Annotated in this window: 23 protein-coding genes, 1 pseudogene and 1 other annotated feature; of the genes and pseudogenes, 17 read left to right on the forward strand and 7 right to left on the reverse strand. The window is 54.9% G+C overall.

The features are described from left to right. Positions 1-23: 23 nt before the first annotated feature. The 6 genes from JZ655_RS02960 to JZ655_RS02985 all read left to right on the forward strand — a co-directional run bounded on the left by JZ655_RS02960 (position 24) and on the right by JZ655_RS02985 (position 6264). On the forward strand, positions 24-710 hold the full coding sequence (locus JZ655_RS02960) for a tRNA/rRNA methyltransferase (protein WP_207292965.1): 687 nt from the start codon (positions 24-26) through the stop codon (positions 708-710). A 212-nt stretch (positions 711-922) separates the two neighbouring features. Continuing rightward, positions 923-991, forward strand: coding sequence for a thr operon leader peptide (thrL, locus tag JZ655_RS02965; RefSeq protein ID WP_072039575.1), 69 nt, complete (start codon positions 923-925; stop codon positions 989-991). Beyond that, positions 930-1047, forward strand: a sequence feature (Thr leader region). Its footprint overlaps the gene before it by 62 nt. A gap of 24 nt (positions 1048-1071) precedes the next feature. Continuing rightward, positions 1072-3534 carry a bifunctional aspartate kinase/homoserine dehydrogenase I gene (gene thrA, locus JZ655_RS02970; RefSeq protein ID WP_207292966.1) on the forward strand — a complete coding sequence of 821 codons (2463 nt, stop codon included), beginning with the start codon at positions 1072-1074 and terminating at the stop codon, positions 3532-3534. 1 nt (position 3535) lies between these two features. Then, a complete protein-coding gene (thrB, locus tag JZ655_RS02975; protein ID WP_046885028.1) occupies positions 3536-4465 on the forward strand; it encodes a homoserine kinase in 930 nt (309 codons plus the stop codon). 3 nt (positions 4466-4468) lie between these two features. Continuing rightward, positions 4469-5755, forward strand: coding sequence for a threonine synthase (thrC, locus tag JZ655_RS02980; RefSeq protein ID WP_046885027.1), 1287 nt, complete (start codon positions 4469-4471; stop codon positions 5753-5755). Between the two features lie 215 nt (positions 5756-5970). Beyond that, a complete protein-coding gene (locus tag JZ655_RS02985; protein ID WP_207292967.1) occupies positions 5971-6264 on the forward strand; it encodes a DUF2502 domain-containing protein in 294 nt (97 codons plus the stop codon). A gap of 31 nt (positions 6265-6295) precedes the next feature. On the opposite strand, the gene yaaA is transcribed toward JZ655_RS02985, so the two are convergent. Both yaaA and JZ655_RS02995 read right to left on the reverse strand, forming a co-directional pair. After that, positions 6296-7069, reverse strand: a complete 774-nt coding sequence (gene yaaA, locus JZ655_RS02990; RefSeq protein WP_046885061.1) for a peroxide stress protein YaaA — start codon at positions 7067-7069, stop codon at positions 6296-6298. Positions 7070-7135: 66 nt separating this feature from the next. Next, positions 7136-8566 (reverse strand): alanine/glycine:cation symporter family protein, encoded by a 1431-nt coding sequence (locus JZ655_RS02995; RefSeq protein ID WP_207292968.1) that lies wholly within the window; start codon positions 8564-8566, stop codon positions 7136-7138. Positions 8567-8826: 260 nt separating this feature from the next. Here JZ655_RS02995 and tal point away from each other — a divergent pair, with 260 nt between their 5' ends. From tal to JZ655_RS03010, 3 genes are all read left to right on the forward strand, one after another. Next, the gene (gene tal / locus JZ655_RS03000; protein WP_040077242.1) at positions 8827-9780 is read left to right on the forward strand and encodes a transaldolase; all 954 of its coding nucleotides are present in this window, start codon (positions 8827-8829) and stop codon (positions 9778-9780) included. A gap of 110 nt (positions 9781-9890) precedes the next feature. Then, on the forward strand, positions 9891-10478 hold the full coding sequence (gene mog, locus JZ655_RS03005; RefSeq protein ID WP_040077241.1) for a molybdopterin adenylyltransferase: 588 nt from the start codon (positions 9891-9893) through the stop codon (positions 10476-10478). Positions 10479-10600: 122 nt separating this feature from the next. Further along, on the forward strand, positions 10601-11914 hold the full coding sequence (locus tag JZ655_RS03010) for an MFS transporter (RefSeq protein ID WP_207292969.1): 1314 nt from the start codon (positions 10601-10603) through the stop codon (positions 11912-11914). Here the strand turns inward: JZ655_RS03010 and JZ655_RS03015 are convergent. The 4 genes from JZ655_RS03015 to satP form a co-directional block, all read right to left on the reverse strand. Then, positions 11889-13013: an ABC transporter substrate-binding protein gene (locus tag JZ655_RS03015; RefSeq protein ID WP_207292970.1), complete on the reverse strand. Its 1125-nt coding sequence runs from the start codon at positions 13011-13013 to the stop codon at positions 11889-11891. The two genes, JZ655_RS03010 and JZ655_RS03015, sit on opposite strands and share 26 nt — an antisense overlap. A 25-nt stretch (positions 13014-13038) precedes the next feature. After that, positions 13039-13812, reverse strand: coding sequence for an ABC transporter ATP-binding protein (locus JZ655_RS03020; RefSeq protein WP_425352462.1), 774 nt, complete (start codon positions 13810-13812; stop codon positions 13039-13041). After that, entirely contained in the window at positions 13809-14882 is a 1074-nt protein-coding gene (locus JZ655_RS03025; RefSeq protein WP_207292971.1) for a FecCD family ABC transporter permease, read from the reverse strand. The genes JZ655_RS03020 and JZ655_RS03025 overlap by 4 nt, the downstream gene beginning before the upstream one ends. 230 nt (positions 14883-15112) lie before the next feature. After that, a complete protein-coding gene (gene satP, locus JZ655_RS03030) occupies positions 15113-15679 on the reverse strand; it encodes an acetate uptake transporter (RefSeq protein ID WP_207292972.1) in 567 nt (188 codons plus the stop codon). A 295-nt stretch (positions 15680-15974) separates the two neighbouring features. On the opposite strand from satP, the gene dnaK reads away from it, so the two are divergent. The 4 genes from dnaK to nhaR all read left to right on the forward strand — a co-directional run bounded on the left by dnaK (position 15975) and on the right by nhaR (position 21427). Further along, positions 15975-17894 carry a molecular chaperone DnaK gene (gene dnaK, locus JZ655_RS03035; RefSeq protein ID WP_040077235.1) on the forward strand — a complete coding sequence of 640 codons (1920 nt, stop codon included), beginning with the start codon at positions 15975-15977 and terminating at the stop codon, positions 17892-17894. A gap of 87 nt (positions 17895-17981) precedes the next feature. Then, positions 17982-19121: a molecular chaperone DnaJ gene (gene dnaJ, locus JZ655_RS03040; RefSeq protein ID WP_046885021.1), complete on the forward strand. Its 1140-nt coding sequence runs from the start codon at positions 17982-17984 to the stop codon at positions 19119-19121. 170 nt (positions 19122-19291) lie between these two features. Continuing rightward, entirely contained in the window at positions 19292-20467 is a 1176-nt protein-coding gene (gene nhaA / locus JZ655_RS03045; protein WP_046885020.1) for a Na+/H+ antiporter NhaA, read from the forward strand. Between the two features lie 60 nt (positions 20468-20527). Then, entirely contained in the window at positions 20528-21427 is a 900-nt protein-coding gene (gene nhaR, locus JZ655_RS03050) for a transcriptional activator NhaR (RefSeq protein ID WP_040077230.1), read from the forward strand. A 59-nt stretch (positions 21428-21486) separates the two neighbouring features. On the opposite strand, the gene rpsT is transcribed toward nhaR, so the two are convergent. Then, positions 21487-21750: a 30S ribosomal protein S20 gene (rpsT, locus tag JZ655_RS03055; protein ID WP_001518655.1), complete on the reverse strand. Its 264-nt coding sequence runs from the start codon at positions 21748-21750 to the stop codon at positions 21487-21489. A gap of 150 nt (positions 21751-21900) precedes the next feature. Between rpsT and JZ655_RS21325 the strand changes: the two are divergent. From JZ655_RS21325 to lspA, 4 genes and pseudogenes are all read left to right on the forward strand, one after another. Next, positions 21901-22071, forward strand: a pseudogene (locus JZ655_RS21325) (DUF2575 domain-containing protein). A 7-nt stretch (positions 22072-22078) separates the two neighbouring features. Beyond that, positions 22079-23017, forward strand: a complete 939-nt coding sequence (gene ribF, locus JZ655_RS03060) for a bifunctional riboflavin kinase/FAD synthetase (RefSeq protein ID WP_046885018.1) — start codon at positions 22079-22081, stop codon at positions 23015-23017. 33 nt (positions 23018-23050) lie between these two features. Beyond that, on the forward strand, positions 23051-25867 hold the full coding sequence (gene ileS, locus JZ655_RS03065) for an isoleucine--tRNA ligase (protein ID WP_207292973.1): 2817 nt from the start codon (positions 23051-23053) through the stop codon (positions 25865-25867). Beyond that, complete coding sequence (lspA, locus tag JZ655_RS03070) at positions 25867-26367, forward strand: signal peptidase II (RefSeq protein WP_207292974.1); 501 nt, start codon at positions 25867-25869, stop codon at positions 26365-26367. Before ileS ends, lspA begins: the two co-directional genes overlap by 1 nt. Positions 26368-26387 lie beyond the last annotated feature (20 nt).

The following is a 26387-nucleotide window of genomic DNA, read 5'->3' on the forward strand; positions in this document are numbered from 1 at the left end:
AACTGCCTAAAAAGAGAGCATTAATGCATTTGTCTATCGTGCTGGTAGCCCCGGCAAGAGCGGAAAATATCGGCGCTGCCGCACGCGCTATGAAGACCATGGGGTTTACCGATCTGCGCATCGTAGCCAGCGAAGCGCACCTGGCAGAGGGTGCCCGTCGCGTTGCCCATGGTTCGGGGGAAATACTCGATAATATAACCACTTACGAAACGCTTGAGGCCGCGCTGCACGATGTTTCCTTTACCGTCGCGACCACCGCTCGCAGCCGTTCAAAATTCCATTACTATGCGACGCCCGCCGAACTGGTGCCGCTGATGCAGGAAAAAAGCCAATGGATAAATCGGGCGGCGCTGGTCTTTGGGCGGGAGGATTCGGGTCTCACTAATGAAGAACTGGCGCTTGCCGATGTGCTGACAGGGGTGCCTATGGTGGCCGATTACCCTTCACTCAATTTGGGTCAGGCGGTGATGGTTTACTGTTATCAATTAGCTTCCCTAATGCAAATTCCCGCAGCGCCTGTCGACCAGGCAGATGAAAATCAACTTCAGGCATTGCGTGCCAGGGTAGAACGTCTTTTATCGACGCTGAATGTGGCAGATGATCAAAAAATGGCTGACTGGATAGCCCAGCGCATTGGCTTGCTTGAGCAACGAGACACGGCAATGTTGCACCGATTGCTGCACGATATTGAAAAAAAACTGGCAGAGTAAAATTCTGTTATCACTTTTTGTTATGGATAAAGCTCCGGGTTTGAGGAGGTATTTCGGTCCGATCTGGAATGAAATAAACCCATCAGCAGCGAGACGTAAAAACTCCCTGTCAGGGGCTTAAAATAGAAATTCGTTGACTTAGCCGCCCGGATACTTTAACCAATATAGGGATACAGCACAGACAGATAATAATTACAGAGTACACAACATCCATGAAACGCATCAGCATCACCACCATTACTACAACCACCATCATTACCACAGGTAACGATGCGGGCTGACGCGTACAGGAAAAACAGAAAAAAGCCCGCACCTGAACAGTGCGGGCTTTTTTTTCGGCCAAAGATTATGAGGTAATACCATGCGAGTGTTGAAGTTCGGCGGTACATCAGTGGCAAATGCAGAACGTTTTCTGCGGGTTGCCGACATCCTGGAAAGCAATGCCAGGCAGGGGCAGGTAGCAACGGTGCTCTCTGCCCCGGCCAAAATTACTAACCATCTGGTGGCGATGATTGAAAAAACCATCGGTGGCCAGGATGCGCTGGCGAATATCAGCGACGCCGAACGCATTTTCGCCGAGCTGTTGCAGGGCCTGGCCGATGCCCAGCCCGGTTTTCCCCTCGCGCAACTGAAAGCGTTTGTTGAGCAAGAGTTCGCGCAGATCAAACACGTACTGCATGGTATCAGCCTGTTAGGGCAATGCCCGGACAGCATCAATGCGGCGCTCATCTGCCGCGGTGAAAAACTCTCTATCGCTATCATGGCAGGCGTACTGGAAGCGCGTGGCCATAACGTCACCGTGATCGATCCGGTGGAAAAGCTTCTCGCCGTAGGTCACTACCTCGAATCTACCGTTGATATTGCCGAATCAACCCGTCGTATCGCTGCAGGGAAAATTCCTGCCGACCACATGATCCTGATGGCGGGCTTCACCGCCGGAAATGAGAAAGGCGAGCTCGTCGTGCTGGGGCGTAATGGTTCTGATTACTCTGCCGCGGTACTGGCGGCCTGCCTGCGCGCCGACTGTTGTGAGATCTGGACTGACGTCGATGGGGTCTATACTTGCGATCCGCGCCAGGTGCCGGATGCGCGCCTGCTGAAGTCAATGTCTTACCAGGAGGCGATGGAGCTCTCCTACTTCGGCGCCAAAGTGCTCCACCCGCGTACCATCTCTCCGATTGCCCAATTCCAGATCCCCTGCCTGATTAAAAATACGGGTAATCCGCAGGCACCTGGCACGCTGATTGAGGCGAGCAGCGATGAAGATGGCCTGCCGGTGAAAGGCATTTCTAACCTGAACAACATGGCGATGTTCAGCGTCTCTGGTCCCGGAATGAAAGGCATGGTCGGTATGGCGGCCCGCGTGTTTGCCGCCATGTCGCGCAATGGCATCTCGGTGGTACTGATCACCCAATCCTCTTCTGAGTACAGCATCAGTTTTTGCGTCCCTCAGAGCGACTGTCTGCGTGCACGCCGGGCGCTGGAAGAGGAGTTCTATCTGGAGCTGAAAGAGGAGTTGCTTGAGCCGCTCTCCATTCAGGAGCGTCTGGCCGTTATCTCGGTTGTAGGCGATGGCATGCGTACCCTGCGCGGCATCTCCGCGAAGTTCTTTGCCGCACTGGCTCGCGCCAATATCAACATCGTGGCCATTGCGCAGGGCTCTTCTGAGCGTTCAATCTCCGTGGTGGTGGATAATGACGATGCGACGACCGGTGTGCGCGTTACCCACCAGATGCTGTTCAACACCGACCAGGTGATCGAAGTGTTCCTGATCGGTGTAGGCGGCGTCGGCAGCGCGCTGTTGGAGCAGGTCAAGCGCCAGCAGACGTGGCTGAAGAACAAACATATCGATCTGCGCATCTGTGGCGTGGCGAACTCAAAAGCGCTGCTGACCAACGTGCATGGCCTGAATCTGGAAAACTGGCAGGCTGAACTGGCCGAAGCCAAAGAGCCCTTTAACCTTGGGCGCCTGATCCGCCTGGTGAAAGAGTACCATCTGCTCAACCCGGTCATTGTCGACTGTACGTCGAACCAGGTTGTCGCCGATCAGTACGCCGACTTCCTGCGCGAAGGCTTCCATGTGGTCACCCCGAACAAAAAAGCCAACACTTCGTCGATGGCCTATTACCATCAACTGCGCCACGCAGCGGCAAAATCGCGACGCAAATTCCTTTACGATACCAACGTCGGGGCAGGGCTGCCGGTTATCGAAAACCTGCAAAACTTGCTGAATGCCGGCGATGAACTGCAACGTTTCTCCGGGATCCTCTCAGGCTCGCTCTCGTTCATTTTCGGTAAACTCGACGAGGGCATGAGCCTCTCTGAAGCTACCCGATTAGCCCGTGAGATGGGCTACACCGAGCCGGATCCGCGTGATGATCTTTCTGGTATGGATGTGGCGCGTAAGCTGCTGATCCTCGCCCGTGAAACCGGGCGCGAACTGGAGTTGAGCGACATAGTGATCGAACCTGTGCTACCCGCATCCTTCGATGACAAGGGCGACGTGGCTGACTTTATGAGCCGGTTGTCGCAGCTGGACGATCTCTTTGCTGCTCGCGTAGCGAAAGCCCGTGATGAAGGTTGCGTATTGCGCTATGTTGGCAATATCGAAGAGGACGGCGTTTGTCGGGTGAAGATTGCAGAAGTGGACGGTAACGATCCGCTGTTCAAAGTTAAAAACGGCGAGAATGCGCTGGCATTTTACAGTCACTATTATCAGCCATTGCCGTTAGTGCTTCGCGGTTATGGCGCAGGGAATGATGTGACAGCGGCGGGGGTGTTTGCCGATCTGTTGCGTACCCTGTCATGGAAGTTAGGAGTTTAAGATGGTTAAAGTTTATGCCCCGGCTTCCAGCGCCAATATGAGCGTCGGGTTTGATGTTCTGGGGGCGGCTGTTACGCCAACAGAGGGCTCTCTGTTGGGCGATATCGTCACTGTCGAAGCGGCTCAGACGTTTAGCCTGCAAAATGTAGGGCGTTTTGCCAGCAAGCTGCCAACGGAACCGCGTGAAAACATTGTGTACCAGTGCTGGGAACGTTTTTGTCAGGAGATAGGGAAAACCGTTCCGGTGGCTATGACCCTTGAAAAGGGGATGCCGATTGGCTCAGGTCTGGGCTCCAGCGCCTGCTCCGTCGTTGCGGCCCTGGTCGCGATGAACGAACACTGCGGCAAACCGCTGAACAATACCCGTCTGCTGGCGCTGATGGGCGAGCTGGAAGGACGCATCTCTGGCAGCATTCATTACGACAACGTGGCCCCTTGTTTCCTGGGCGGCATGCAGTTGATGATTGAAGAGAATGGCATCATCAGTCAGCAGGTCCCCGGCTTTGATGAGTGGCTATGGGTGCTGGCCTATCCGGGCATTAAAGTTTCGACCGCCGAAGCGCGTGCCATTCTGCCGGCGCAGTATCGTCGTCAGGACTGTATCGCGCATGGTCGTCACCTGGCAGGCTTCATTCATGCCTGTTATACCCGTCAGCCTCAACTGGCGGCGAAATTGATGAAAGACGTAATAGCCGAGCCGTACCGCACCAGGCTGCTGCCAGGGTTTAACGAGGCGCGTAGCGCCGCCCTGGAGATCGGCGCGGTCGCGTGCGGTATTTCCGGCTCCGGTCCGACGCTGTTCGCACTGTGCGATAAGCCGGATACCGCGCAGCGCGTCGCGGAGTGGCTGGGTAAAAATTACCTGCAAAATCAGGAAGGCTTTGTTCATATTTGCCGTCTGGACACGGCGGGCGCACGAGTACTGGGATAATCGATGAAACTCTACAATCTTAAAGATCACAATGAGCAGGTCAGCTTCGCGCAGGCGGTGACTCAGGGGCTGGGTAAAAACCAGGGGCTCTTCTTTCCGCACGATCTGCCTGAATTTAGCCTGACCGATATTGATGCGATGCTGGAGATGGATTTTGTCAGCCGCAGCACCAAAATTCTCTCCGCGTTTATTGGCGACGAAATTCCGCAGGAGCTGCTGGAAGAGCGCGTTCGCGCGGCGTTTGCCTTCCCGGCGCCGGTGAGCCAGGTGGAGCCGGACGTAGGGTGCCTGGAGCTGTTCCACGGCCCGACCCTGGCATTCAAAGATTTCGGCGGCCGTTTTATGGCCCAGATGCTGACGCACATCAGCGGCGACAAGCCGGTAACCATTCTGACCGCGACCTCCGGTGATACCGGTGCGGCCGTGGCGCATGCGTTTTATGGTCTGAAAAACGTCCGCGTAGTCATTCTCTATCCGCAGGGCAAAATCAGCCCACTGCAGGAAAAACTGTTCTGCACCCTCGGCGGCAATATTGAAACCGTCGCTATCGACGGGGATTTCGATGCCTGCCAGGCGCTGGTAAAACAGGCCTTCGATGACGAAGAGCTGAAAACGGCGCTGGGCCTGAACTCGGCAAACTCCATCAACATCAGCCGTCTGCTGGCGCAGATCTGTTACTACTTCGAAGCCGTGGCGCAGCTGCCGCAGGAAGCGCGTAATCAGCTGGTGGTCTCTGTTCCGAGCGGTAACTTCGGCGACCTGACGGCAGGCCTGCTGGCAAAATCGCTCGGGCTGCCGGTGAAGCGCTTTATCGCCGCCACCAACGCGAACGATACGGTGCCGCGCTTCCTGAAAGAGGGCAAATGGACGCCAAACGCGACGCAGGCGACGCTCTCGAATGCGATGGACGTTTCCCAGCCTAACAACTGGCCACGCGTGGAAGAGCTGTTCCGTCGCAAGATCTGGCGTCTGGGCGACCTGGGCTACGCCTCTGTCACCGATGAAACCACTAAAGAGACCATGCGCGAACTGAAGCAACTGGGATACACCTCCGAGCCGCACGCGGCGGTGGCGTATCGCGCCCTGCGCGATCAACTGAACCCGGGTGAATATGGTCTGTTCCTTGGCACGGCGCATCCGGCGAAGTTTAAGGAGAGCGTGGATGAAATTCTGGGTGAATCGCTGCCGTTGCCAAAAGAGCTGGCGGATCGTGCCGATTTACCGCTGCTCTCCCACACGCTGCCGGCAGACTTTGCCGAGCTGCGTAAGTTGATGATGACGCGCGCGTAGAAGCCCTTAGCAGTGACACAGGCCCGGAAAGGCGAGATCGCCTTTTCGGGCTTTTTTGTGAAGAAATTATGGAGAAAAATAGCAGTAAAAAAGCAGAAATTCCCAATAAATGCGGTAACTTACAGAATAGGATTGCAGAGAATAACATCCTCTTAACTCCTCGCGTAATCTCCTTACATCGGCCCACGCTGGGCAAGCTGAATAAGGAGTCACCCATGTCTACACTGAAACCTGCTCTCATCGCGCTTTCACTGATGCTGGTCGCTCCCATGGCGGTACAGGCATCGGAAATCACGCTGTTACCTGCGGTAAAACTGCAGATTGGCGATCGGGATAATCACGGACACTACTGGGATGGCGGCCACTGGCGCGACCATAGCTGGTGGAAGTCACATTACGAATGGCGTGATAACCGCTGGCGCGCCCATGACTCGCATCGTGGCCATCATGACCACCACCACGATCGCCGGGACGATCGCCGTCCGGGACCGGGCTGGAAGCACCACTAACAAGAACCCCGCCTGATGGCGGGGTTTGTTATTACTGTTCGTGGCGCTTAAAGACTAACTCACCGTTTTCTGAAGCCTCTTCATCGAAGAAGTACCCTTCGCTATTAAACGCGGTCAGCTGTTCCGGTTGTGTCAGACGATTTTCAATGATGTAACGGGTCATCAGCCCACGGGCTTTTTTGGCGTAGAAGCTAATGACTTTAAACTTGCCGTTCTTCTCATCAAGGAAGACCGGTTTGATGATCCCGGCATTCAGTAGTTTTGGCTTCACAGATTTATAGTATTCGTCAGAGGCCAGGTTAATGACGACGTTATCGCCTTGCTCTTTAAGCGCGTCATTCAGCGTCTGGGTAATGGTCTCGCCCCAGAAATGGTAAAGATCTTTGCCTTTCGCATTCTCCAGACGAATACCCATCTCCAGACGGTAGGGCTGCATCAGATCCAACGGGCGCAGCACGCCATACAGACCCGAGAGCATGCGCAGGTGCTTCTGTGCAAAATCGAAGTCAGCTTCGCTAAATGTTTCCGCCTGCAGACCGGTGTAAACGTCACCTTTAAAGGCGAGAATCGCCTGGCGGGCGTTAGCCGGTGTAAAATCGGGATGCCAGTCGTGGAAGCGGGTAGCATTTAAATCTGCCAGTTTATCGCTGATACTCATCAGCTTCGCGATTTGCGGGGCACTGAGTTTGCGCGCTTCGCGAATCAGTTGTTGTGAGTAATCCAACAGCTCAGGCTGGGTATAGCGCTCGGTGGCAAGCGGGCTCTGGTAATCGAGCGTTTTGGCAGGTGAAATCAGAATCAGCATATCCAGTCCTTGCGGGAAATTTGGTGCGATTTTATCAAATAAACCGTTACGGTTGATCAATAGCTGTTATTGACGCGGCAAATCATCCCAGGCACCGGGGGCGATTTGCGCCTCAATGTCCGGGTAGCGGGCTGCATCAAAGACGGGCTGGATGCCAAGCTTTCGCTGGCGCAGATAATCCCGGGCGATGAGCAACACCACCGGCGAGAGCAGGAGGATAGCGGTCAGGTTGGTAATCGCCATCAGCGCCATGATCACGTCAGCCAGCTGCCAGACCAGTGGCAGGCTCAGTAACGATCCCATCACCACCATGGCGACTACACTGCCGCGCAGCAGCCAGCGCGATTTGCCGGCCGTGGGGTGGAGAAAGATTAAGTTATTCTCCGCATAGATATAATTCACCACGATGGAGCTAAAGGCGAAGAGGATGACAATCAGCGCCACGAAACCGGCGCCCCAGCCGCCGGCGAGGTTCATGAGCGCCTGCTGTACCAGCTGGATGCCAGCCACGTTCTGCTCATCATCAACAGGCCCGGCCAACAACACAATCATTGCGCTGGCGGTACAGATAACCAGGGTATCCACAACAACGCCAATCATCTGCACGATCCCTTGCGCAGCCGGATGCGGTGGCCAGGAGGCGGCAGCCGCAGCGGCATTGGGGGTAGATCCCATCCCGGCCTCGTTTGAAAACATGCCGCGCTGGAAACCCGCAGCCAGCGCCTGGCTCAGGGTATAGCCCATTACTCCGGCGCTCGCTTCGCGCCAGCCGAAGGCGCTGTTCATGATAAGCGTGAAGATATCGGGTAGTTGCTCAATATTGAGCGCGCTCACCACCAGGCTGGCCGCTACCCACAGCAGCGCCATGACCGGCACCATCCACTGCATTATGCGGCCAACCCCTTTAATACCGGTGACAATCACCAGCAACGTCGCCATTGCCATCACGCTGCCGGTAAGAATTTCCGGGCAATTAAAGGCAAAACGCAGGGCGTGAGAGACCGAGTTAGCCTGAACGGTGTTAAAAATTAGCCCATAAGCGATGAGAAGCAAGATGGAGAACAGTACGCCCATCCAGCGCATGCCCAGGCCGCGAGCCATATACCAGGCCGGGCCGCCGCGAAACTGTCCCTGCTTGTCCGGCTCTTTATACAACTGAGCCAGCGAGCATTCGGCAAAGGCGGTGGCCATCCCGAAGAGCGCGGTGACCCACATCCAGAAAACGGCGCCAGGGCCACCGATGCTGATGGCCAGCGCCACGCCGGTAAGATTACCGCTGCCGACGCGCGCCGCCAGGCTCGTACAGAGCGCCTGAAATGAGGTTAATCCCCCCGGCTGCGGGGAGAGGCTGTTTTTCAGACTTTTTCCGAGGTAGCGAAAGGCGCGAAATTGAATAAAACCGCATCGAAAGGTGAACCAGATACCTGCCGCAGAAAGCAGGTAGATCATCACCGAACCCCAGAGAATTTCATTAATAAAGGATAAGAAATCAGGCATTAACGTCCCTCTTGTTGATGCCGAAGTGCATAGATAAGGGCTATGACTGATTGAACAACCAGGCCATTGGCGAGCAGATAATCTCTTGAGTTTATCATACTCTCCGTAAGCGCATTGTCTGCGGTTGCGCTGTCATTCCGTCGTGTTATCATCAGGGCAGACCGGTTACATCCCCCTAACAAGTAAACCTGTCATTTTTCCGTTTCTGGCATCCTGCCGGTTACGTGAATTATCCAGGGCAAGTAAAGAGAAACACTATCATGACGGATAAATTGACCTCCCTTCGTCAGTTCACCACTGTCGTAGCTGACACCGGAGATATCGCGGCAATGAAGTTGTATCAGCCGCAGGATGCCACCACCAACCCTTCTCTGATCCTTAACGCCGCCCAGATCCCTGAATACCGCAAGCTGATCGACGACGCTGTTACCTGGGCGAAAGCGCAGAGCAACGACCGTGCGCAGCAGGTTGTGGATGCCACTGATAAACTGGCTGTTAACATCGGTCTGGAAATCCTGAAACTGGTTCCAGGTCGTATCTCTACTGAAGTTGATGCCCGTCTGTCCTACGACACCGAAGCGTCAATTACCAAAGCAAAACGTCTGATCAAACTGTACAACGATGCGGGTATCAGCAATGACCGTATCCTGATCAAACTGGCTTCTACCTGGCAGGGTATCCGTGCTGCCGAGCAGCTGGAAAAAGACGGTATCAACTGTAACCTGACTCTGCTGTTCTCCTTCGCGCAGGCGCGTGCATGTGCGGAAGCAGGCGTGTACCTGATCTCTCCGTTCGTGGGCCGTATTCTGGACTGGTACAAAGCCAACACCGACAAGAAAGAGTATGCCGCTGCTGAAGATCCGGGCGTGGTTTCTGTTTCTGAGATCTACGAATACTACAAACAGCACGGTTACGAGACCGTCGTTATGGGCGCAAGCTTCCGTAACGTTGGTGAGATCATCGAACTGGCTGGCTGTGACCGCCTGACCATCGCCCCTGCGCTGCTGAAAGAGCTGGCAGAGAGCGAAGGTGCCATTGAGCGTAAGCTCTCTTACACCGGCGAAGTGAAAGCGCGTCCAGAGCGCATTACCGAGTCTGAGTTCCTGTGGCAGCACAACCAGGATCCAATGGCTGTAGACAAGCTGGCGGATGGTATCCGTAAGTTTGCTATCGACCAAGAAAAACTGGAAAAAATGATCGGCGATCTGCTGTAATCACTCTGCGTGACCGGGCTCCCGGTCACGCGTCTTCTTTTGTCTCCTGTCTGAATTCCTCCTCTGCGTGTATCATTCACTTCAATCAGTATTGTTTGAATGGAATGAATATGAATACCTTACGCATCGGCTTAGTCTCGATTTCTGACCGCGCCTCCAGCGGTGTTTATCAGGATAAAGGCCTGCCTGCGCTAGAAGCGTGGCTGGGCAGCGCACTGACAACCCCATTTGAAATAGAGACCCGGCTGATCCCCGACGAACAGGCCATCATCGAACAGACACTGTGCGAGCTGGTGGATGAGATGAGCTGCCACCTGGTATTAACCACCGGCGGCACCGGCCCTGCACGGCGCGACGTGACACCGGATGCCACCCTCGCCATCGCCGATCGCGAAATGCCGGGCTTCGGCGAGCAGATGAGACAAATTAGCCTGCACTTTGTGCCGACGGCTATTCTCTCTCGACAGGTTGGAGTGATTCGTAAGCAAGCACTGATCCTTAACCTGCCAGGCCAGCCAAAGTCGATTAAAGAGACGCTGGAAGGGGTAAAAGAGGAAGATGGAAAAGTGGTCGTCGCCGGTATTTTTGCAAGTGTACCGTATTGTATACAGCTGCTGGATGGTCCTTACGTCGAAACCGATCCGCAGGTGATAGCAGCTTTTCGTCCTAAAAGCGCGCGACGCGAAACAATCTCCTGAAATTAGTACTTTTGTGACATAAGCTGCAGCGCTGATAGCGTGCGGTTGGTTTTTCGGTATAGTAATTTTTTCTTTACGATCGCTGTAAAAATAAATCAACAACACAGATAAACAGGTTCGCTATGTCACATTACACCCGGCCTCTGAATCGTCAGGATTATAAAACGCTTACGCTCGCTGCGTTAGGTGGCGCGCTGGAGTTTTACGACTTCATCATCTTCGTCTTTTTTGCGGCCGTGGTAGGAGAGCTCTTCTTCCCGGCTGATATCCCGGAATGGCTGCGTCAGGTTCAGACCTTCGGCATTTTTGCTGCAGGCTATCTGGCGCGTCCGTTGGGCGGCATTATCATGGCGCATTTTGGCGATCTGGTGGGGCGTAAGAAGATGTTTACGCTCAGTATTCTGTTGATGGCAGTACCGACGCTGGCGATCGGTCTGCTGCCAACCTATGCCTCAATGGGTATCGTTGCTCCGCTGTTGCTGCTGCTGATGCGCCTGCTGCAGGGTGCAGCCATCGGTGGCGAAGTCCCCGGCGCCTGGGTGTTTGTGGCGGAACACGTTCCGGCACGCCGCATTGGTATCGCCTGCGGAACCTTAACCGCCGGGTTAACCATAGGGATCCTGCTCGGCTCAGTGGTCGCTACCCTTATCAATACCAGCATGACGCAACAGGCTGTGCATGACTGGGGCTGGCGTATCCCGTTCCTGCTGGGCGGCGCATTTGGCCTGGTGGCGATGTATCTTCGCCGCTGGCTGCAAGAAACCCCCATCTTCCTGGAGATGCAGCAGCGTAAAGCGCTGGCGCAAGAGTTGCCGGTGAAGGCGGTAGTGGTACGTCATAAACGAGCCGTCGTGGTCTCCATGCTGCTGACCTGGCTGCTCTCCGCCGGTATCGTGGTCGTGATCCTGATGTCGCCCGTCTGGCTGCAAAAACAGTATGGCTTCGCGCCGGCGGTAACCCTGCAGGCCAACAGCATCGCCACCATTATGCTCTGCTTCGGTTGCCTGATTGCCGGCCTGGTGGTGGATCGTTTTGGCTCCAGCGTGACCTTTATTATCGGAAGCCTTTTGCTGGCCGGCGCCAGTTGGACTTTCTATCATCTGGCGGGAGCTCATCCTGAACAGCTGTTCCTGTTGTATGGCACGGTGGGGCTTTGCGTGGGTGTCGTGGGGGCAGTGCCCTACGTAATGGTTCGCGCCTTCCCGGCAGAGGTACGTTTCACCGGCATCTCATTCTCTTATAACGTCTCGTACGCTATCTTCGGTGGGTTAACCCCCATCGCCGTTACGCTGCTAATGGGCGTATCGCCGATGGCACCCGCCTGGTACGTGCTGGCGCTCTCATTGATGGGATTGGGAATCGGTCTCTGGTTACGCGGTGAGCGCCATCAGTTGATGGCGCCTGCGCCGGTTAATGAGGGGTATAGCTCAAAATAATGCTGTCATCCGGAATCTGAGTGAAGCGCGTGATAAGCAGATGATAATCCGCCAGCGGATCCACGTCGGCAAACAGCGTTGGGTAGAAAATTTTACTCAACGCTTCGATGGCAATGATGTTGTAGGGGTTGTTGTAGAAGTGATGATACAGCGCCCCGGTATGGCCTTTTTCTACCGCCGGGATACTGCTAACGCCCTGTCGCGCCAGTAACGCCGTGAAGGCCGATTGCACCGCATTCGCCTGTACGTTGTAGCCAAACGGAATGATGGCGGTGCCTTTGCCCGGGCGTTTGGAGCCGGTCATCAGGTAATAGTCAGGGTTCATTGAAATGATCTTTTCTACCGAGACTGTCCCCGTCGCGCCCGGCAGCAGGGCAGAACCGATATTTTCCCCACCCGCAGCCTCTACCAGACCGCCCCAGCCGTTTCGCGCATGGGTAAAGCAGCAGCCGTTGTCGAGCCCCGCAACACCGGCTATGGGCTCAATAAATACCTGCGGTTTTTTCCCGGCTTTGGCCAGGCGTTGATGGATCTGGTCCAGGCGCTGTTGATAGAAGTCGACATAAGCCTGCGCCCGCTCGGGCTGGCCCAGCACCTTGCCTAACAGAGAAATGCTGGCGCGGGTGTTTTCAACGGGATGTAACTCGTAATCCACAAACACCACGGGCACATGCAGAGCCTCAAGCTGTGTTAAGACTCCACTCTGGGTCAGAGCGGGTTTGGCCCGCAGTTGAGCAATCATCAGATCCGGCTTACGCGATATGACAGTTTCCAGATCCACATTGCCCTGGTCGGAGAATTTCATGTCGAGGATGCGCTCAGCTTCCGGCCATTTGCGCTTCAAAACGTTCCAGGTTTCGGTGTCCTGTTTTTTGGGCAGATTGTTCCAGGCCACAACTTTGGCGAAGGGGTCTTTAGGTTCCAGCATTGCCAGGGTGAGGATATCCCGACCATCCTGCAATATGATGCGCTGCGGCTCCTGTGGAATGGTCACCGTGCGGTTATCAATATCTTTTACGGTAACGGGCCAGGTTTGTGCCAGCGCCAGTAGTGGCGAGAGCAGTAGCGCTACGCCAAGAAGTGCTTTCTTTATTGCCATGATTTCCCCTGTCTGCAGATTCTAGTTATATCGTTAAACCATCCACTACCACGTGTGGCAGCCCTTGCGAACAATTTTCCACCCGGCCTTCTACGCCATATACCGTCGCCAGATTGGCGGGCGTAACGACCTCGTCGGGCCTGCCGCTGGCAATGAGCGCGCCGTTTTTTAACATCGTGGCGTACTCGGCGTGGCGCAGCGCGATGTTGATGTCATGGATAACCACCAGGGTGACGATATTTCGCAGGCGCGTTTCCCGTGCGACGATATCCATGACGTGGAACTGATAATTGAGATCGAGAGCGCTTAAGGGTTCATCCAGCAGCAGATCGGGCTGGCGGATCAGCGACTGCGCCAGACCAATCAGCTGTTTCTGTCCGCCGGAGAGTTGGTCGAGGAAGCTCATGGCCAGGTGAGCAACCCCCAGCTTGTCGAGGATCGCAAAGGCCTCTTGCTCGGCATTACCCTGCTGCTGATATCCGCTGGCGCGGCGCGCCACCATCACCGACTCCAGCGCGTGCAGATGCACTCCTGCAGGCAGCGACTGGGGCAGATAAACGACTTTTTGCGCGCGCTCAGCGCCCGACAAGTGCATCAGGTTTTCGCCGTTGAGTTCAATGCTGCCTTCGGCCGGATTAAGATCGGCCAGCGCGCGCAACAACGTGGATTTGCCTGAGCCATTGGGCCCCAGCAGGGCAGTGATTTTGCCGCGCGGCAGAAGTGGGGTAGTGAGCCCCTCGATAATGTTCTTTTTACGGTAGCCCGTATGAAGATCGCGAATCAGCAGGCCGTCCATCACAGCGTACCCCGGTGGCGAATGATAATGCTCAGGAAGAAGGGTACGCCGACCAGCGAGGTGACAATGCCCACAGGAATGATGACGCCAGGGACGATATTTTTAGACATCACCGACGCCAGCGACAACACCAGCGCGCCAATAAACATGCTGCCCGGCAGATAGAAACGGTGATCCTCGCCAAACATCATGCGTGAAATATGAGGGGCCACCAGGCCGATAAAGCCCACCGGACCGACGAAGGCCACGGTCAACGCTGAAATGATGCTGATGCGCAGCAAGGTTGCCAGGCGTAGCTGACGAACATTAATGCCAAAGCTCACGGCACGATCTTCACCAAGGCGCAGGGCGGTGAGCTTCCAGGCGTTTTTCAATGACAGCGGCGCGACGACAAGCAGGACCAGTGTCATGATGCCAAGCTTATCCCATGAAGCGCGGGCGAGGCTGCCCATGGTCCAGAAAACCAGCCCTTGTAACGTGTCTTCGCTGGCAACAAATTGCAAAATTGAGATCAGCGCATTAAAGGTAAAGACGAGGGCGATGCCGAAGAGCACCACCCCGGAGGTCGCCACGCGCGTCCAACGGCTAATACCATCGAGAATAAAACAGGCCATCAGGGCAAAGACGAAGGCGTTGACTGAGATAAACCATTGATCCGGTACGCCGGGGATGCCAAGACCAAGCACGATTGCCAGCGCGGCGCCAAACGAGGCGGCCGACGAAACGCCCAGCGTAAAGGGGCTGGCAAGGGGGTTATTCAGGATGGTTTGCATCTCTGCGCCCGCCAGTCCCAGCGCCATCCCGACGACGATCGCCATCAGGGCGAAAGGAAGACGGATATCCCAGACGATAACGCGCGTACCTGCATCGGCGGCCTCGGCATGGAATAGCGTATGCCAGAGCGTTGATACCGACATGCCCGAAGGGCCAAGGGTGAAATCAAGCAGCAGCGAGCAGAGTATAAATAGCAGAAGCACGCCCGCGAGTGCGTAGCGGCGTAGTACCACCCGGCGATAGTGGGCGGCAACGGTCGTTTCGTCAGGCTTTACGGCGGCGGCAAGGCTGGAATTCATTGGATAACCTTAAGCAACACAACAAAATCGTCTGTCTCCCACCTTCCTGTTGGTCGTGCTGCCTGATATCCATTATCCGGGAGATACCGGGGGAGGGTATGCAAAGTGATAATGCTTATCAATTCAATGATGGAGTTATTGCTCTTTCATTGATTAATTGTTTGGGTTTTGCTGGAAAAGTAAGCGGGAGAGGAGACGTGCCTGCGAGGGCAGGCACGTTAAAGAGCGGATTAGTGTTTTTCACCAATAGGCAGCACGGTACGACCAAACTGCTCATTCAGCACTTCACCCATTGCCAGGTAGATAGCGCTTGCGCCGCAAACCAGGCCAATCCAGCCCGCGAAATGAACGATGCCTTCGTTACCCACGAGATGGCCGATTGCCAGCAGGGCAAACAGGACGGTCAGGCTCAGGAACACAAATTGCAACGCGCGGTTGCCGGTCAGCGTACCGAAGAACATGAACAGGGTGAAGACGCCCCACAGGCCCAGGTAGACACCCAGGAAGTGGCCGTTCGCCGCTTCTGTCAGACCCATTTTAGGCATCAGCAGAATTGCGACCAGCGTCAGCCAGAACGAACCGTAGGAGGTAAATGCCGTTAAACCGAAGGTATTGCCTTTCTTATATTCCAGCAGGCCCGCGAAGATTTGCGCGATACCGCCGTAAAAAATGCCCATCGCCAGGATAATGCCATCCATCGGGAAGAGCCCGATGTTATGCAGGTTCAGCAGGATGGTGGTCATGCCAAAACCCATCAGGCCCAGCGGAGCCGGATTAGCCAACTTAGTGTTGCCCATAAGTCCTCAAAAAATCATCATTAATATGGTGAAATGGTGAATCCCGCGTCAATTCTCCCTGACGGGGCGCGGCATCATAATGGGCGCTATCGATGCCGTCTATGATCTGATCAGGGTGAAATTAAAATATTTTTTATCCTTCCCCCTTGATGGATGCCGTGGCGACCCCATCTTGTAGTCAACCGCAGTGAGTGGACCTGAAAAAAAACAGATCTGGGCAGTTGAAAAAGCACCTTCTGCCCTTATTACAGGTACACAACCACATGTTGATCGAATTTTTAGTGGAGACGTTTAGATGGGTAAAATTATTGGTATCGACCTGGGTACTACCAACTCTTGTGTAGCGATTATGGACGGCACTACTGCACGTGTGCTGGAGAACGCCGAGGGCGATCGCACCACGCCTTCTATCATTGCTTATACCCAGGATGGTGAAACTCTGGTTGGTCAGCCGGCTAAACGTCAGGCAGTGACAAACCCGCAAAACACCCTGTTTGCGATCAAACGCCTGATTGGCCGCCGCTTCCAGGACGAAGAAGTGCAGCGTGACGTTTCCATCATGCCGTACAAAATCATTGCTGCCGATAACGGCGACGCATGGCTTGATGTGAAAGGCACCAAAACCGCACCACCGCAGATCTCTGCAGAAGTGCTGAAGAAAATGAAGAAAACGGCGGAAGATTACCTGGGCGAACCGGTAACTGAAGCAGTTATTACCGTTCCTGCATACTTCAACGATGCTCAGCGTCAGGCAACCAAAGATGCTGGCCGTATCGCAGGTCTGGAAGTTAAGCGTATCATCAACGAACCAACCGCGGCCGCACTGGCTTACGGTCTGGATAAAGAAGTTGGCAACCGTACTATCGCGGTTTACGACCTGGGTGGTGGTACCTTCGATATCTCTGTTATCGAAATCGACGAAGTTGATGGCGAAAAAACCTTCGAAGTTCTGGCAACCAACGGTGATACCCACCTGGGTGGTGAAGACTTCGATACCCGTCTGATCAACTACCTCGTTGACGAATTCAAGAAAGATCAGGGCATTGACCTGCGTAACGATCCGCTGGCGATGCAGCGCCTGAAAGAAGCCGCTGAGAAAGCGAAGATTGAACTCTCTTCCGCTCAGCAGACCGACGTGAACCTGCCGTACATCACTGCAGACGCGACCGGTCCTAAACACATGAACATCAAAGTGACCCGTGCGAAACTGGAAAGCCTGGTAGAAGACCTGGTTAACCGTTCTATCGAGCCGCTGAAAGTTGCACTGCAGGACGCTGGCCTGTCCGTGTCTGACATCCAGGACGTTATCCTGGTCGGTGGTCAGACTCGTATGCCAATGGTTCAGAAGAAAGTCGCTGAATTCTTTGGTAAAGAGCCGCGTAAAGACGTTAACCCGGACGAAGCCGTTGCTATCGGTGCTGCCGTTCAGGGTGGTGTATTGACTGGTGAAGTGAAAGACGTACTGCTGCTGGACGTTACCCCGCTCTCTCTGGGTATCGAAACCATGGGCGGCGTGATGACTGCGCTGATCAACAAAAACACCACCATCCCGACCAAGCACAGCCAGGTGTTCTCTACCGCTGAAGACAACCAGTCTGCGGTAACCATCCATGTGCTGCAGGGTGAGCGTAAACGTGCCGGCGATAACAAATCTCTGGGTCAGTTTAACCTCGATGGTATCAACCCAGCACCGCGCGGCATGCCGCAGATCGAAGTGACCTTCGATATCGATGCTGATGGTATCCTGCACGTTTCCGCGAAAGACAAAAACAGCGGTAAAGAGCAGAAGATCACCATCAAGGCCTCTTCAGGTCTGAATGAAGAAGAGATCCAGAAAATGGTTCAGGAAGCGGAAGCAAACGCCGAATCCGACCGTAAGTTTGAAGAGCTGGTACAGACCCGTAACCAGGGCGACCATCTGCTGCACAGCACCCGTAAGCAGGTTGAAGAAGCAGGCGAACAGCTGCCAGCTGACGACAAAACTGCAATCGAAGCGGCGCTGACTGCACTGCAAACGTCTCTGAAAGGCGAAGATAAAGCAGATATCGAAGCGAAGATGCAGGAGCTGGCGCAGGTTTCCCAGAAACTGATGGAAATCGCTCAGCAGCAACACGCTCAGCAGCAGGCTGGCGCGGGTGCTGACGCTTCCCAGAACAACGCAAAAGACGACGACGTTGTCGACGCTGAGTTCGAAGAAGTTAAAGACAAAAAATAATCGCCCTGATGCAGGGTAACTAACCGGCACGGGCGAAGAGGTTTCCTCTCCGCCCGTGCTTGCATGTTAAGGGGCTTAAAAAAAACAATGGCAAAGCAAGACTATTACGAGATTTTAGGCGTTCCGAAAAGTGCGGAAGAGCGTGAAATCAAAAAGGCCTACAAGCGCCTGGCCATGAAGTTTCACCCGGACCGTAACCAGGGTGACAAAGAGGCCGAAGCGAAATTTAAAGAGATTAAAGAAGCGTATGAGATCCTGACCGACGCCCAAAAACGTGCTGCCTACGATCAGTATGGCCACGCCGCGTTTGAACAAGGCGGTGGGGGCGGATACGGCGGTGGCTTCGGCGGCGGCGGTGCGGACTTCAGCGATATCTTTGGCGACGTGTTTGGCGATATCTTTGGCGGCGGCCGTGGTCGTCAGCGCGCGGCGCGCGGTGCCGATCTGCGCTACAACATGGAGCTGTCTCTTGAAGAAGCCGTTCGCGGTGTGACTAAAGAGATCCGCATTCCGACTCTGGAAGAGTGCGACATCTGCCACGGTAGCGGTGCCAAAGCGGGTACGCAGCCGCAAACCTGTCCGACCTGTCACGGTTCCGGCCAGGTACAGATGCGTCAGGGCTTCTTCGCGGTACAGCAGGCGTGTCCACACTGTCATGGTCGCGGTACGCTGATTAAAGACCCTTGCAACAAGTGTCATGGCCACGGTCGCGTCGAGAAAACCAAAACGCTGTCGGTTAAAATCCCGGCAGGTGTGGATACGGGCGATCGTATCCGTCTGGCTGGCGAAGGCGAAGCGGGCGAGCACGGTGCACCGGCAGGCGATCTGTACGTTCAGGTTCAGGTGAAGCAGCACGCTATCTTTGAGCGTGAAGGCAATAACCTTTACTGCGAAGTGCCGATCAACTTCGCCATGGCTGCGCTGGGTGGTGAAATCGAAGTGCCGACGCTGGATGGGCGCGTGAACCTGAAAGTGCCAGGTGAAACTCAGACCGGCAAGCTGTTCCGTATGCGCGGTAAAGGCGTGAAATCTGTCCGCGGTGGTGCGCAGGGTGACCTGCTGTGCCGCGTGGTGGTAGAGACCCCGGTCGGCCTTAATGATAAGCAGAAACAGCTGCTGAAAGAGTTGCAGGAGAGCTTCGGCGGTCCGACGGGTGAAAAGAATAGCCCGCGTTCTAAAAGCTTCTTCGATGGCGTCAAAAAATTCTTTGATGACCTGACTCGCTAATCACTTAGCAGAAGCCTGTCTCTGAAAGCCCGGAAGCGATTCCGGGCTTTTTGTTTTTGTAGGGATTGCTCGGTAAAACTGAATGTATTGGCAATATATATCTGTTTTTACCGATATGTGTGGCTTGGTATTATGGTTTTATCGAGGTATTGTGGTAAGAGAGAACTTAAATGAAATTATTACAGCGTTTCTTTAATAGCGAAGCGTCCAGCGGCATCATTCTGATTATTGCCGCGGCGCTGGCAATGATGCTGGCGAACCTGAATGTCACTCAGAGCATGTATCACGCTTTTCTGGAAACCCCCGTCGAGTTAAAAGTCGGGGTTCTGGAGATCAATAAAAACATGCTGCTGTGGATTAACGACGCATTGATGGCGGTGTTCTTCCTGCTGGTGGGCCTGGAGGTGAAGCGCGAACTGGTACTGGGATCGTTGGCCAGCCGGCAGCGTGCAGCCTTTCCGGTGATTGCCGCCCTTGGCGGTATGGTGGTGCCAGCGTTGATTTACCTGGCGTTTAACTACCAGGATCCTGTTGCGCGTCACGGCTGGGCGATACCGGCTGCGACCGATATTGCGTTTGCCCTTGGGGTGCTGGCACTGCTCGGCAATCGCGTGCCCATGGCGCTTAAAATCTTCCTGATGGCGCTGGCGATCATCGATGATCTGGGCGCGATTATAATCATCGCACTGTTCTACACCAGCGATCTGTCGATGCTCTCTCTGGGCGTCGCGGCGGCCGCGATTGCGGTACTGGCACTATTGAATATCTGTAACGTGCGCCGGGTGGGCATCTATGTGCTGGTGGGCATGGTCTTATGGACGGCGGTACTGAAATCGGGGGTCCATGCGACCCTGGCCGGGGTCATCGTCGGTTTCTTCGTCCCCCTGAAGCAGCAGGAGGGTAAATCTCCGGCGAAACAGCTCGAGCATGTTTTACACCCGTGGGTCGCCTTTTTGATCCTGCCGCTGTTTGCTTTTGCGAACGCGGGGGTATCGCTGGACGGTGTGACGCTGGCGGGCCTGACCTCCATGCTGCCGCTTGGGATTATCGCCGGGCTGTTTATTGGTAAGCCGCTGGGGATTAGCCTGTTCTGCTGGCTGGCGCTGAAACTGAAGCTGGCATCGCTGCCGCACGGCACCACCGGTCGACAAATTATGGCGGTCGGCGTGCTATGTGGTATCGGCTTTACGATGTCGATTTTCATTTCGACGCTGGCGTTTGGCTCGCATGCCCCGGAGCTTATCGTCTGGGCTAAGCTGGGCATTTTAACAGGCTCGTTGTTGGCCGCGTTTGTGGGCTACACCTTACTGAAGATGAAACTACCGGAGCAGCAGCATCCGGCCTAAAGAGAATCGGGGGAGGGCAAGGGTGCCCTCCCGTCAAAATTAGCAGGGAGAGAAGCACGCATGTCTCATATTAATTACAACCATCTGTACTACTTCTGGCACGTCTATAAAGAGGGCTCGGTGGTAGGGGCTGCTGAGGCGCTCTATCTCACGCCCCAGACCATTACCGGGCAAATAAAAGCGCTTGAAGAACGCCTGCAGGGCAAACTCTTTAAGCGTAAAGGGCGGGGCATTGAACCAAGCGAACTGGGCGAGCTGGTGTTCCGCTACGCCGATAAAATGTTCACCCTGAGCCAGGAGATGCTGGATATCGTTAACTACCGCAAAGAGTCGAACTTGCTCTTCGATGTGGGGGTGGCGGATGCGCTCTCAAAACGGTTAGTGAGCGGCGTGCTGGATGCGGCGGTGGTGGCAGACGAGCAAATTCACTTGCGCTGTTTTGAATCGACACACGAGATGCTGCTGGAGCAACTGAGCCAGCATAAGCTGGATATTATTATCTCTGACTGCCCCATTGATTCCACGCAGCAGGAGGGGCTGTTCTCGGTAAAAATCGGCGAATGCGGTGTCAGTTTCTGGTGCATCAACCCTCCGCCGGAAAAACCCTTCCCCGCCTGTCTTGAAGAGCGTCGCCTGCTGGTGCCAGGCCGCCGTTCTATGTTAGGACGCAAGCTGCTGAACTGGTTTACCTCACAGGGACTTAACGTTGAGATTCTGGGTGAGTTTGATGATGCCGCACTAATGAAAGCCTTCGGCGAGGCGCACAACGCTATCTTCGTGGCACCGACGCTTTATGCGCACGATCTCTATACCGACGACAGAGTGACCGAGATTGGCAGAGTGGATAATGTGATGGAAGAGTATCACGCCATTTTTGCTGAACGGATGATCCAGCACCCGGCGGTGCAGCGCATCTGTAATCAGAACTACGCGTCGCTGTTTACGCCACCCGTGCGCTAAGGGCATAAAAAAACCCGCATTAAGCGGGTTCTTTTAAAACAAGCAACAACAAGCGGCGATTAAGCCAGTTTGTTGATCTGCGCGGTCAGGTTTGCTTTATGACGCGCTGCTTTGTTTTTGTGGATCAGACCTTTAGCAGCCTGACGATCCACGATTGGTTGCATTTCGTTAAATGCTTTCAGTGCAGCAGCTTTGTCGCCTGCTTCGATAGCTGCGTATACTTTCTTGATGAAAGTACGCATCATAGAGCGACGGCTTGCATTGTGCTTACGAGCCTTTTCAGACTGAACGGCACGTTTCTTAGCTGATTTGATATTAGCCAAGGTCCAACTCCCAAATATGATCTATGTGGACAATTCAAAGGCCGAGGAATATGACCTCTTAGCCTTCTTTTGTCAATGGATTTGTGCAAATAAGCGCCGTTAGTGTGACAACGCTCGTTACGTAGTGATGGCGCAGGATTCTACCAGCTTGTGAGGGCTGAATACAGCTTTTCGGCACAAAAAACGTCTAACGCAGGCAGATTTTTTCGCTTTGAAAGGCAAGCGTGATGAAATCATTACGGCTTTCTCTTTTACGGCGACAATCGCCGGTTAACCTTAATCGCTGTACAAGGTATACTCGGGCGATTTTCACTGTTTTGAGCCAGTCATGAAGCTGATACGCGGCATACATAATCTCAGTCAGGCCCCGCACGGGTGTGTGCTGACTATTGGTAATTTCGACGGCGTGCATCGTGGGCATCAGGCGCTGTTGCAAGGATTACGCGAAGAGGGGCGGGCGCGTGGCCTGCCGGTAGTGGTCATGATATTTGAACCACAACCGCTGGAGCTGTTTGCCAGCGAAAAAGCCCCTGCGCGTCTGACTCGCCTGCGCGAGAAATTGCGCTATCTGGCGCAATGCGGCGTCGACTACGTGCTGTGCGTGCGTTTTGACAGACGTTTTGCCGCACTGACGGCGCAAAATTTTGTTGGCGACCTGTTGGTGAAGCGACTTGGCGTACAGTTTCTCGCCGTGGGTGATGATTTCCGCTTTGGCGCTGGTCGTCAGGGGGATTTCTTGCTATTACAGAAGGCTGGCCTCGAGTACGGCTTTGACGTGACCAGCACGCAAACTTTCTGTGAAGGCGGAGTGCGCGTCAGCAGCACGGCTGTGCGGCAAGCGCTGGCGGAAGATAAACTCGACGCGGCAGAGAATCTGCTAGGGCGTCCGTTTACTATTTCCGGACGCGTCGTGCATGGTGATGAGCTGGGCCGCACCATTGGTTTTCCGACGGCGAACTTACCGCTGCGTCGTCAGGTCTCCCCGGTAAAAGGGGTCTATGCGGTAGAAGTGACAGGACTGGGCGATAAGCCCTTGCCGGGCGTGGCCAATATTGGCACCCGTCCGACAGTTGCTGGCGTACGTCAGCAACTGGAAGTGCATCTGCTGGACGTTGTAATGGACCTCTACGGTCGCCATATAGATGTAATCCTGCGTAAAAAAATACGCAATGAGCAGCGATTTGCTTCGCTTGATGAGTTGAAAGCGCAAATCGCGAGAGATGAGTTAACGGCCCGGGAATTTTTTGGGCTTTCAAACCCGGCGTAACGCCTGAGTGATAAATACGGAACCGAGAATCTGATGAGTGACTATAAATCAACCCTGAATTTGCCGGAAACAGGGTTCCCAATGCGCGGCGATCTCGCCAAGCGCGAACCGGGAATGCTGGCGCGTTGGACCGATGATGACCTGTACGGCATCATCCGTGCAGCCAAGAAAGGCAAAAAAACCTTCATTCTGCATGATGGCCCTCCATATGCGAATGGCAGCATTCATATTGGTCACTCTGTAAACAAGATTCTGAAAGACATTATCGTGAAGTCCAAAGGACTTGCGGGATATGACTCGCCTTATGTTCCGGGCTGGGACTGCCATGGTCTGCCAATCGAGCTGAAAGTAGAGCAGGAATACGGCAAACCGGGTGAGAAGTTCACCGCAGCCGAGTTCCGTGCAAAATGCCGCGAATACGCAGCACAGCAGGTTGATGGTCAGCGTAAAGACTTTATCCGTCTGGGCGTGCTGGGCGACTGGTCGCACCCGTATCTGACCATGGATTTCAAAACCGAAGCCAACATCATTCGTGCGCTGGGCAAAATCATCGGTAACGGCCACCTGCATAAAGGCGCGAAGCCGGTGCACTGGTGCGTGGATTGTCGTTCTGCGCTGGCAGAAGCGGAAGTTGAGTATTACGACAAAACCTCGCCATCTATCGACGTTGCTTTCGAAGCGGTCGATCAGGATGCAGTCAAAGGTAAATTTGGTCTGCCTGGCGTAAATGGCCCGATCTCTCTGGTGATCTGGACCACCACCCCGTGGACCCTGCCAGCCAACCGTGCAATCTCCCTCTCCAGCGAGTTTGAATACGCGCTGGTGCAGATTGAAGGCCGCGCGGTTATCCTGGCGAAAGATCTGGTCGAGAGCGTACTGAAACGCGCGAACATCACCGACTACAGCATTCTGGGCACCGTCAAAGGTGACGCCCTGGAGCTGATGCGCTTTAAACACCCGTTCCTGGACTTCGACGTTCCGGCCATCCTGGGTGACCACGTGACGCTGGACGCGGGTACCGGTGCGGTTCACACCGCCGGTGGCCACGGTCCTGACGACTACAACATCAGCCTGAAATACGGTCTGGAAATCGCGAACCCAGTGGGTCCGGACGGCTCTTACCTGCCAGGCACTTACCCGGCGCTGGACGGTATCAACGTCTTTAAAGCGAATGACATTATCGTCAACATGCTGCGCGACAGCGGCGCGCTGCTGCACGTTGAGAAAATGCAGCACAGCTATCCGTGCTGCTGGCGTCACAAATCACCGATCATTTTCCGTGCGACCCCGCAGTGGTTCATCAGCATGGATCAGAAAGGTCTGCGCGCGCAGTCGCTGAAAGAGATCAAAGGCGTGCAGTGGATCCCGGACTGGGGCCAGGCGCGTATCGAATCCATGGTGGCTAACCGTCCTGACTGGTGTATCTCCCGTCAGCGTACCTGGGGCGTGCCGATGTCTCTGTTCGTCCATAAAGAGACGCAAGAGCTGCATCCGAACTCGCTGGAGCTGATGGAAGAAGTGGCGAAGCGCGTGGAAGTTGATGGCATTCAGGCGTGGTGGGATCTCGACGCCCGCGACATCCTGGGCGCGGACGCAGACAACTACGAGAAAGTGCCCGACACCCTGGACGTGTGGTTTGACTCCGGTTCTACCCACTCTTCCGTCGTGGATGTGCGCCCTGAGTTTGCCGGTCACGCCGCCGATATGTATCTGGAAGGGTCTGACCAACACCGCGGCTGGTTCATGTCATCGCTGATGATCTCCACCGCCATGAAAGGTAAAGCGCCATACCGCCAGGTACTGACCCACGGTTTCACCGTCGATGGTCAGGGCCGTAAGATGTCCAAATCTATCGGCAACACCGTCTCTCCGCAGGACGTGATGAACAAACTGGGCGCGGACATTCTGCGTCTGTGGGTTGCCTCTACCGACTACACCGGCGAAATGGCCGTTTCTGATGAAATCCTGAAGCGTGCCGCCGACAGCTATCGTCGTATCCGTAACACCGCGCGCTTCCTGCTGGCGAACCTTAACGGGTTTGATCCGGCAAAAGACATGGTGAAACCGGAAGAGATGGTTGTGCTAGACCGCTGGGCGGTAGGCTGCGCCAAAGCGGCGCAGGAAGACATCGTAAAAGCTTACGAGTCTTACGACTTCCACGAAGTGGTGCAGCGCCTGATGCGCTTCTGCTCCATCGAAATGGGCTCGTTCTACCTCGACATCATCAAAGACCGTCAGTACACCGCGAAAGCGGACAGCGTGGCGCGTCGTAGCTGCCAGACCGCGCTTTATCACATTGCAGAAGCGCTGGTACGCTGGATGGCACCGATCATGTCCTTCACCGCAGATGAAATCTGGGGCTACCTGCCGGGCGATCGCGAGAAGTATGTCTTCACCGGTGAGTGGTATGAAGGTCTGTTTGATCTCTCCAGCACTGAAGCGATGAACCATACTTACTGGGACGCGCTGCTGAAAGTCCGTGGCGAAGTGAACAAGGTGATTGAGCAGGCGCGTGCTGATAAGAAAGTCGGCGGTTCACTGGAAGCGGCAGTCACCCTGTACGCGGAACCTGAGCTGTCGGCAAAACTGACGGCGCTGGGCGATGAATTGCGATTTGTCCTGTTGACCTCCGGTGCGGAAGTTGCGGATTATGCTGACGCTTCTGCTGATGCTCAGCAGAGTGAACTGCTCAAAGGACTGAAAGTCGCGCTGAGCAAAGCCGACGGTGAGAAGTGCCCGCGCTGCTGGCACTACACCACCGATGTTGGCCAGGTGGCGGAACACGCAGATATCTGCGGACGCTGTGTCAGCAACGTCGCCGGTGATGGCGAAAAACGTAAGTTTGCCTGATGAGTAAATCTCTGAGTTCAACGGGACTGCGCTGGCTGTGGCTGGTCGTGGTTGTGCTGATTATCGATTTGGGTAGCAAGTTCCTGATCCTCCAGAATTTCGCTCTGGGGGATACGGTCCCGCTGTTCCCGTCGCTTAATCTGCATTATGCGCGCAACTACGGTGCGGCTTTTAGCTTCCTCGCCGACAGCGGCGGCTGGCAGCGCTGGTTCTTTGCGGGTATCGCTTTCGGTATCTGTGTGATGCTGGCAGTGCTGATGTACCGCGCTAAAGCGACGCAGAAGCTTAACAATATCGCTTACGCACTGATCATTGGCGGCGCGCTGGGCAACCTGTTTGATCGTCTTTGGCACGGCTTTGTGGTCGATATGATCGACTTCTATGTCGGCAACTGGCACTTCGCCACCTTTAACCTGGCCGATAGCGCAATTTGCGTAGGCGCGGTGTTAATCGTGCTGGAAGGCTTCTTGCCGAAACCGGCCGCAAAAGAGCAGGCGTAACATACTCGCCCGGTGGCGTA

Source organism: Leclercia pneumoniae (assembly GCF_017348915.1).
GTDB lineage: Bacteria > Pseudomonadota > Gammaproteobacteria > Enterobacterales > Enterobacteriaceae > Enterobacter > Enterobacter pneumoniae.